This is a genomic window from Armatimonas sp., from assembly GCF_964826245.1.
The window spans coordinates 1-9,177 of sequence record NZ_CBAYMC010000180.1 but is presented as its reverse complement, the minus strand read 5'-3'; the positions used below and the strand labels follow the sequence as shown (position 1 = coordinate 9,177).

The 9,177-nt window shown below is 57.4% G+C and carries 8 protein-coding genes; 5 read left to right on the top strand and 3 right to left on the bottom strand.

The genetic code is table 11. The features are described 5' to 3' along the window. Nucleotides 1–49: 49 nt before the first annotated feature. On the bottom strand, nt 50–1,738 hold the full coding sequence (locus tag AC1XOS_RS15930) for a phosphodiester glycosidase family protein (protein WP_481963209.1): 1,689 nt from the start codon (nt 1,736–1,738) through the stop codon (nt 50–52). 147 nt (nt 1,739–1,885) lie between these two features. Here AC1XOS_RS15930 and AC1XOS_RS15925 point away from each other — a divergent pair, with 147 nt between their 5' ends. Next, entirely contained in the window at nt 1,886–3,913 is a 2,028-nt protein-coding gene (locus tag AC1XOS_RS15925; protein ID WP_481963210.1) for a DNA gyrase/topoisomerase IV subunit B, read from the top strand. 91 nt (nt 3,914–4,004) lie between these two features. Continuing rightward, nucleotides 4,005–4,781 carry a phosphodiester glycosidase family protein gene (locus AC1XOS_RS15920; protein WP_481963208.1) on the top strand — a complete coding sequence of 259 codons (777 nt, stop codon included), beginning with the start codon at nt 4,005–4,007 and terminating at the stop codon, nt 4,779–4,781. Here the strand turns inward: AC1XOS_RS15920 and AC1XOS_RS15915 are convergent. Together AC1XOS_RS15915 and AC1XOS_RS15910 are read right to left on the bottom strand one after the other, a co-directional pair. Continuing rightward, complete coding sequence (locus AC1XOS_RS15915; RefSeq protein WP_481963207.1) at nt 4,778–5,557, bottom strand: hypothetical protein; 780 nt, start codon at nt 5,555–5,557, stop codon at nt 4,778–4,780. The genes AC1XOS_RS15920 and AC1XOS_RS15915 overlap by 4 nt on opposite strands. Nucleotides 5,558–5,567: 10 nt before the next feature. Then, nucleotides 5,568–6,470 (bottom strand): hypothetical protein, encoded by a 903-nt coding sequence (locus tag AC1XOS_RS15910; RefSeq protein WP_481963206.1) that lies wholly within the window; start codon nt 6,468–6,470, stop codon nt 5,568–5,570. Between the two features lie 240 nt (nt 6,471–6,710). Here AC1XOS_RS15910 and AC1XOS_RS15905 point away from each other — a divergent pair, with 240 nt between their 5' ends. The 3 genes from AC1XOS_RS15905 to AC1XOS_RS15895 all read left to right on the top strand — a co-directional run. Further along, on the top strand, nt 6,711–7,376 hold the full coding sequence (locus tag AC1XOS_RS15905; protein WP_481963205.1) for a C40 family peptidase: 666 nt from the start codon (nt 6,711–6,713) through the stop codon (nt 7,374–7,376). Between the two features lie 104 nt (nt 7,377–7,480). Next, nucleotides 7,481–8,605 (top strand): M48 family metalloprotease, encoded by a 1,125-nt coding sequence (locus AC1XOS_RS15900; RefSeq protein WP_481963204.1) that lies wholly within the window; start codon nt 7,481–7,483, stop codon nt 8,603–8,605. 6 nt (nt 8,606–8,611) lie between these two features. Then, on the top strand, nt 8,612–9,177 hold a 566-nt coding region (locus tag AC1XOS_RS15895), incomplete at its 3' end, for a hypothetical protein (RefSeq protein ID WP_481963203.1).

Sequence of the window (9,177 nt, the reverse complement as noted above, 5' to 3'; positions counted from 1 at the left end):
GGTGCCGCAGGGGCTGTCCTTGCGGCACTTTTCCTTCCCCGTAGTCGCTCTAAGACGGCTTGACAATCACGCTCAGGAAGCGCTTATTCGGTGACGAGACCTTGATCTGGCGGGCGGCGGGTGCGGTGCTTGTGTCCCACTGAAGGGTCACGATTGCCTCGCCACGTGGGTTGGTGGTGGTGCGGCTCGGTGTAGCGACTCCCCCCGTGACAGCAAGTGCAATTGCTTCGCCCCCGAGCCGATCTCCCTCACTGTTAGCAATGGTAATCGTCAGGGTCATGCCATCCGCGGTTAATATGGCTTGTGGGACAAACTCAGGCGTGTCGAGTTTGGGCGCTACTTTTGCGGGGTCTTTTGCGACTTCGACAGGGACACGCACGGACTGGCTCCCACGCCAGACAATCACGGCGCCTTTGCCAGCGCGCTGTGCCCGAAAGCTGCCTTCCTGATCGACAAAACCAATCCCGCCTGAAACGGTCCAGACAACGCCTGTGGGATCCACGCCAGCGGGCAGAGGGAAAGTGCACGTCTCCCCCACCGCCAGTACTCGCTCCGGGGCGGCAATTGTCAGCTCACCCAACGGCATCATCGGCGACTCCTCGGCAAAGACAAGCAGGCTATCGGCAACGGGGCGCTCGACGCCCTCTGAGGGTGAGTTGGCAACCGCGCCACGCACTGCACACGCCGATGAGCCCCCGCCATCCAGATTCACCGCCTCGACCGCGCCGAGCGCCAGCATAATTCCTGCCAGCTCAGTAAGAGACGCACCCCGCGAGAGCTTGGCCTGCCTGCCATCCACAGTTACAAAGAGCAGCTTACCATCCGCCGTGGCTCCGACCGCTGTCCGGGGATGGCGCGCCGTGGAAAAGCTCGCCCCAATCTTCTCATCCGCCAGGTTTAAGGCAAACTTCCCGCCCGCCAAGAGCCGTCCTGAGCCCGTCACTGCCTGCAAGATCTTCGCCGGATCCAGCGTCCGGTCCAGCGGCGTGGCTTTCAGTGAGATCGTCACCGCCTCCCCGGGTCTTGCCCAGGAGCTGAGCCAGTCGGTGGTGTCGCCTCCCGCAGAAAGCACTACCGTTCCGGGCTTGAGCGGCGTCAGACCGCCCACTCCCACCGACACCACTTTCCCCGTGAGCTCCGTTCCGAACTTCAGCGGAAGGCTCACTCCCTCCACCACCACCTCATAGCGCCCCTCCGTCTTGAGGGTTTTCTCCGCGAAGATCGGGGTGAAGAGCAGAAGCTCTTTGCCCTTGCCTGGCTTGCGGTTGAGGCCATGAAGCGTCTTTCCATTGACAGTGCCCTCAAACGAGAACCGAGGGAACTGCGCCGATCCATCGTCCATGAGCACAAATGCCGTGCGTGGCAAGCCGGGCTCCGTCACCAGCTCACCGTTTTCGACATGGAGCCCAATGGGGTTGCCCGCAAAGGGAAAGAAGCTCGCATTGATCCCCGCGACTGCCTTTCGCCGTGCCACGGTCTTGGAGGGAATCTCCCGCCCGAGGGTCGCATCGTTGGCCCAGACGGAGTCGCCTCCCAGCGCCGCTTCGACCCGCACGCCCTTCACTTTCGGGTCAATTCGCACGGTCGTGACCACTAATGGCCCGTCTTTGTCGCCCTCCGGGATAATCTCCTGCACCAGCTCCACCCCTGGCGCAAGCTGCCGCACCACGGTTTTCTTTTTGACTGTGGGAGCCGAGAGACAAAAAAGCGCCACCAAGGCGACGAGTGGGGTAAACATAGTGACCTCATTTTACCCGCGAATCGCAGGGTAGTTTGTGGATTTCCGGAATGCTGCTTAAGACGGGAGTTTAAGAGGGCTTCATGGTAAAATCATTAGGAGGATCAGACTTTGGCAAGTGATAAAGAGAACGAAATTTTGGGTGAGATGAACGAGGGCGACGAGGTTGTTGAAACTCCAACACTCGAAAAAATCGAGACCGTTTATGATGGAGACTCCATCTCGAAACTTGAGGGACTAGAAGCCGTTCGGCACCGTCCTGCGATGTACATTGGTGACACGGGCATTCCAGGAATGCACCACCTTTTTCGAGAGATCATTGACAACTCCATTGATGAAGTTTTAGCGGGACACTGTACCAAGATCACGGTGATTCTCCATAAAAACCGCACGATTAGCGTCGAGGATAACGGACGCGGTATTCCGGTGGGCATTAACTCCAAGTCCGGTAAGCCCGGAGTTGAGCTCGCTCTGACCGAGCTCCACGCGGGTGGAAAGTTCGGTGGTGGTGGGTATAAGACATCCGGTGGCCTTCACGGGGTCGGGGCGAGCTGTGTCAATGCCCTCTCGACCTGGATGGAGACCACTGTCAAGCAGAACGGCAAGATCCACAAGATTCGCTTTGCACGGGGCAAGGTCACCAAGAAGCTACACGTCGTTGGGGAGTGCGATCCTAGCGAGACGGGCACCACCCAGACGTGGCTTGCGGATGACACGATCTTCTCCAGTGCGCTAAACGAGGAAGGCCAGCTTGCCTACTCGGCGGACCGTCTCCGCGCCCGTATCCGCGAGCTGTCGTATCTCAACAAAGAAGTCGCGATCACGTTTATTGACGAGCTCCACGATGGCGAGCCGGAGGTCTACCACCATAAACGTGGTATCGCGGAGTACGTCGCCCATCTCAATGAGAACAAAGACCCGATGCACGCACGGGTGATCTACTTCTACCGAGAGCGCGAGTACCGTGAGGGCGAGACGGCGCAGATCGAGATTGCACTCCAGTACAACAAGGGCTACCAGGAGAATATCTACTCCTTTGTCAATAATATCAACACCCATGACGGTGGGACGCACCTCTCTGGTTTCCAGACCGCGCTAACCCGTGTGATCAACAACTACGCCCGCAAGGCCAACTACTTAAAAGAGAAAGACAACAACTTCTCTGGCGACGATGTGCGCGAGGGCCTGGTGGCGGTGATCTCGGTGCGTATCTCGAACCCACAGTTTGAAGGGCAGACGAAAAACAAGCTCGGTAACCCTGAGATTCAAGGCGTCACCAACTCCATTGTCGGTGAGGGGCTGGCGGAGTTCTTTGAGGAGAACCCCAATATCGCCAAGGCAGTGCTAGAGAAAGCTTCTCTGGCCCAGCGTGCTCGTGACGCGGCTCGAAAAGCGGCGGATCTCATCAAGCGACAGAGCGCCATGGACGGCGGGGGCTTGCCCGGCAAGCTCGCCGACTGCATGGAGAAAGACGCCAGCAAGTGTGAGCTCTATATTGTTGAGGGTGACTCGGCAGGCGGCTCTGCCAAGCAGGGCCGTGACCGACGGACACAGGCGGTCTTGCCGCTTCGAGGAAAGATCCTCTGTGTTGAGAAAGCCCGTATCGACCGTGCGCTCGACAACGACGGTATCAAGCAGCTCATCATGGCAATCGGGGCCGGAATCTCCCTCTCCACGTCGGCGGATGAAGAGAAAGACAAAGGCAATAACTTTGATCTGGCGAAGCTGCGCTACCACAAGATCATCATCATGGCCGACGCGGACGTGGACGGCGATCATATCCGGACACTGCTCCTCAACTTCTTCTACCGCTACATGAAGCCGCTGGTGGAGAGTGGGCATATCTATGTCGCACAGCCGCCGCTCTACTCAATCCGCGTGGGCAAAGACCAGAAAATCTACGCCCGCACGGAGGCAGACCGGGACCGTATCCTCAAAGAGATCAAAAAGCGCGACACCCATGTCACCCGCTTTAAAGGTCTGGGAGAGATGAACCCCGACGATCTGGCCGACACCACCATGAACCCAGCCAACCGAACCCTGGCACAGGTCACGGTCGAGGAGGCTGCGGAAGCCGATCAGATGTTCACGGTTTTGCTAGGCGATAAAGTGGAGCCACGGCGTGCCTTTATTGAAAAGTACGCCAAAGAGGTCAAGGATATTGACTTCGTCTAGCCGACGAAAGCATACTCTACGAGTCGCTGCGTCTCTCGCAGCGGCTCTTTTGCTTGTGGGGTGCCCTCACCAACCCTCTTCGGAAGTCACTGTGGCTGACGGGGTTGTCTTTCGCCAGGATAGAGTCGCCCTCACGCAGACGCTGACCGTGGATCGCAATCTTGCCACCGTTCGCCCGATGGTCGTTGCGGAGAACTTAGAGCCCTTGCGAAATAACATCGTCGGGGATGCCCACACGGTGCGGGACTGGGCTAGGAAATACGATGCCGTCGCCGGGGTCAATGGCGGCTTTTTTGGGGAGAGCTACGACTCACTCGGGCGGCGCAAGCAGCTTGTCCAGCTCTGCATCCTAGAGGGAAAGATCGTCGCCCCCGGAACGCCCGTTGGGGAGGCACTTCGCTCATCGGTGGGTTTCTCGGAGTCGGGTGAGGCGCAGTTTGCGTGGGCGGCAGGCACGGAGCTGTCGGGAGTGCGCCGCTACGAGAAGCCTGTCAAGACCAAGAACCCTCTGACCTGGCGTGTGCAGTCGGCGGTGGCGTGCGGCCCTCGGCTGATCCATAAAGAAAAAGTGGACATCGCAGATCGTGCCGAGAAGCTGGTCAGTGATGTCCGTGTGCCTCGTCTTGCCGTGGCATCGAACGGGCGCTTTCTGGTCTTCTGCCGTGCGGATGCCATGACCTATGGTGAGCTAGCGCGTTATCTCATGGGCTACTTTAAAAACACACTCCACAGCGCCCCTGAGGAAGCCATGTGCCTTGATGGTGGCCCCTCCGCGCAGATGACCTACCAAGAAAACGGTGGGCTCCAAGAAGTCGAGCCCACCGGTGTTCAAGTTCCTACCGCGATCTTATTAGTGCCTCGGCGCTAACCGCCGCCGGGCATCATGGGCATCGCAGGAGCCGTGTAGGGCACCTGCTTATAGCCAGCGGGCGGTGCAAAGAGGCTAGCGGGAAGAGGCGCTTCGGAGAGGGAGACTGTCTTGATGGACATGTTCAGCTTCTTTCCCATGATCTCTTGGTTCATGGTAGTCAGAAGCGGAATTCCCTTGATGGTTTTGAGCTTCTCGGTCATATCCTTCACGAAGGGCATACTCGCCATCCCACCTGGCATGTTTTGCTTTGCCATGCTGGGAGAGAGCGTGACTCCAGGAAACTCCGCGGTCCATAGCTCGGTTCGGGTGGTAAAAGAGGGAAGCTGGGGAGCTTCCCCTTTTTCTGCGCCACCTGCGCCTTGCTTCATTCCCAGCTTCATGGTCATGGTCATCACGTACTGTTTGGCCTGTTTCCCTTGAATCGTCTGGGTCTTGCCCGTCGCTTTCACGTCCACACTGGCCTTGATATCCATCATCGCCATCATGGGATTAGCCATTTCGGCAGCCGCGTTTTTGGGAATAGCCTGGTAGGTTTTCTTTGCCGGATTGAGCAAGAGAACACGCTCACCATCAAAGATCGTCACCCGGTCTCCCGACTCCGTGCGCGTTTTATTTCCCTTGTAGAACATCGTCACAGACGGCGGTGTGGGCGGCCCTCCTGCTCCCTGAACCCTCTTGCTGAGGTTCCCCTCCATGATGGTTTTCTGCACCAGTTTTAGGTCCGCGTGGGCGGCAGTGCTCAGAAGTGTCGCCGCAAAGATCGTGAAAGCCACTCTCTGCATTCTAACCTCCAAACCCACCCGGCAACTGTGGAGCCTTGTAGGGAACCTTCTTGAAGCCTGCGGGAGCGACAAAGAGGCTTTCGGGGAGCTCTGCTTCGCTCAGCTCAACAACCTCCGTCTTATTGCTAATAGGCTTGGAAAGATCCTGTCCTTGTGCTTCGGCAAAAGGACTCTTGATGGTGATCTTCATGTTGGTCAGGAGGGAGAAGCCCTTGATCTTGGCCATTGTCTCCATCATGCTCTTCATTCCTGGCATGTTGTTCATCATCTTCATCATGCCGCCCATCATGCCGCCTCCGATCCCTGGAATTTGAGGAGCCGCTGTGGTCGAGGTGGCAGGTAGCTTGATCTCTTCCGTGGTCCACTGCTCGCCTTCCATCGTGATATTGGCAAGCTCCCCTGCCCCCTCGTCGCCGCCCTTCATTCCCATGCTCATCGTTGCTGTCCAGAGATAGTCGGTCGCTTTTTTGCCTGCGATTTGGCGCTCATGGCCTCCTGGCTTAACATCACTCTTGACCTTCATCTCCATCATCTCCAAAAACTGTGCGGCAGGGCCACCGCCTTCGTTGAGCGCACCAAGCATCTCCGACAGCTTGACCGTGGAGTAGGTCTTCTTCTTCGTGTCAATCTGAGTCATGGTTCCCGCATCATTGTCGGTGATCGTGATCATTCCCGATGCATCCTCGACACGGACTTTATTGCCCTTGTAGTAGGTTGTGGTCTTGGATGGCTCACCAGGCTTGGACGCGGCTGCACCTCCCCCGAGGCCACCGGCCAGCCCCGCCATCGAAGGACCATCCATGGTCATCTTCGAGATCACTTTGATGTCTGCACGTGCATTTCCTGCAAGTGCCATTACAACAAGACCCGGAACAAAAACTCTTTGTATTCGCTTAAAAAACATGGTCGAAATTTACCTCACTTGATTTACCAAAGACACTGATGAGAATACCCTAATCTACCCAGAATTAGTACAGTAAAAACCCGTGTCCTACGTCACACCTACTATTGACAACCCACAGCCCTCTGGGTTACACTCAATTCTGCGATTGTCCAAAAACAGGAACGCTAAGGATTAAGGAACGAAATATTGACGCGCTTTAGAACGAACCGCCTGCAGACACAACTTACCATCGCCTTTACTTTGTTTGCCCTCACTGCCACCACCTCGGTGGCCACGGCCCAGAACCGTACTCGCTTTGAAGGAGCCAAGCGCTCCAAGACCACCATGGTCGCCACCAAAGCCACCAAGCCTTCCCCCACCACCAAGCCAGCTCCTGCTGTTAAGGCAACCGATCCCGATGACGAGAGCACGATCAACCTGACTCTTGAGACGGGCGACGAAGAACTCGACCACACGCTAGCAGCGGGCGAAGATACCATCGGCAAGAGCCGCGCCGCCCTCGAAGCCAATGGCCCGCGCAGTGGCCGCGTTGGTGTGAATAGTAAGCTGATCTCTCGCGCAATCTCCTACCGTGGTTCCCGCTATGTCTTTGGAGCATCAGGCAACAATGGAGTTTTCGACTGTTCCAGCTTTGTACAGCACCTGATGCGTGGCGAGGGATTGTCTCTTCCCCGCACGGCTCGCGAGCAGTTTCAGGTTGGAAAGCGGCTCTCGCGGAGTGAGCTTCAGCCCGGAGATGTGGTCTTCTTTGCCGGAACGTACCGCGCTGGAATCTCCCATGTGGGAATGTTTGTGGGCAACGGGATGTTTGTCCATGCCGCCAGTAGCAAGCGTGGCGTTGTGCTGGATCCCCTCGACCTGCCCTACTACGCTAGCAAGTATGCCGGGGCGCGTCGCTACAAGTAGGCTCACTCACACAACACCTTTGAGACGAGGCGCGGTGCGCCTCGTCTTCTTTATTTTTGGAACTCTTAGCCCCGAAATGCCGTAGAATATAGAGGGGATCCATCATGAAACGCACCGTCGCACTCACTGCCATTGCTCTTTGTCTCGGAGTGACAACTGTCTGGGCACAAAAACCACCCCCCCCACCTGCCGAAGACCCCGAGGTCAAGATGGGCCGCGAGGCTCATGAGGAGATGCTCAAGAGCGGCCTTAAGCTCGTGAGTGATCCGGCCTTGGTCAAGCGCGTGGAGACCATTGGCCAGAAGCTCGCGGCACTTGCCAATATCACGCCCATACCCGCCCTCTATGGCACCGAGAATAAGCTCTCCCGCCCACTCAACTACAAGTTCTTTATCGTAGATGACCCCGACACCAACGCGTTTGCGCTCCCCGGGGGCTATGTCTATATCAACAAAGGCCTGCTTAAGTACGCACAGTCTGACGATGAGCTTGCAGGCGTGATGGGCCACGAGGTCATCCACGCTGCCCACAGTCATGGTGCAAAGCTCCAGCGAGAGCAGAGCAAGCTCAATACTCAGATGGCGATTGCGGCACTGGGTGCCATCCTTGCCAAAGTCCCGATGCAGGATACCGGTAATCTCCTGACGGGCTTTCAGCTCCTGGCGATTCAGAAAGTCAATGGCTACGGACAGACCGCTGAGCGCGACGCCGATCAGGGGGGGATTATCCTCGCACAGAAAGCGGGCTACAACCCTGTCGGGATGCTGACATTCATGGAGCGCTTGGCGCGGGATCAGCGCAGCCGCCCTGATGTCGAGATGGGAATTTTCCGAACCCACCCGCCTGAGAAGATCCGCGCCGAGTCGATGATCACCCAGATCTCCCAGATGGGGCTGCCGATCAACCGGCGCGCCACGTCGAATATTCTCAAAGTCACCACGCGTCCCGACGGCCCCGCGACTGAAGTTCTCTTGGATGGCAAGGTGTTTCTAAGAACTACCAAACCCGAGCGTGCAAAAACCGTCGCAGAAACGCTGGATAAAATGCTCAACCAAGATCTTCAGGTCTACGATGTTCGCAAGATGGGGGCGACGATTCAGGTTCGCGGAGAGAACTTGGTCACCCTGGATACCAGTGATGGGAGTGCAGTGCCAGAAAAGCTCGCCGAGGATGCTTTAAAGATGCTGCGCCTCTCTCTCTATCGCTATGTCCTCAATGGAACATTGTAGCCCCGAATGCCCGCTCTCTCTCGTCGTGCGCGCCGCTTGAGCCGTCATGTACGTCAAAATCCCAATGGTATCTACTGGGCCTGTGTTGTCGGAATCGTTATCTGGGCATTTGTCCGCGCTGCTGGAGTCGACACGCATGCGCCGCCCATTCAGCTCAAGCCCTTCGTGGCCGTCTTAGTACTGGCGGCGGCAAACCTTGGGGTGCGTAACTGGGCCTCGGCACGGCGGGATCAGGCGGGAATCGCCTCCCGTGCCTACTATGGGCTTGGCTGGCTGTTTGTCAGCCTAGACCTGATCTCGATTGCCTTGGGGTTGCGCTTTTCCGGTGGGCTAGACAGCGCAATCTGGGTGGTCGCCTTCGTGGTTCTCGCAGGAGAGACACTGCTAGAGAACCGTATTGAGGCAAGTATCACGCGCTCAGGGGCCTGCCTTGCGCTGTTTCTGGGCACTGTTCCCTCCCCGTCTACGCATCCTGACTGGGGAGCCTACGTCCTGGAGATGGTTGTGCGAATGGGCCTGCTTTTAGCCGTCAGCTCCGTAGTTCGGCGTCTGCGAGAGCGCTCCGAGCAGGT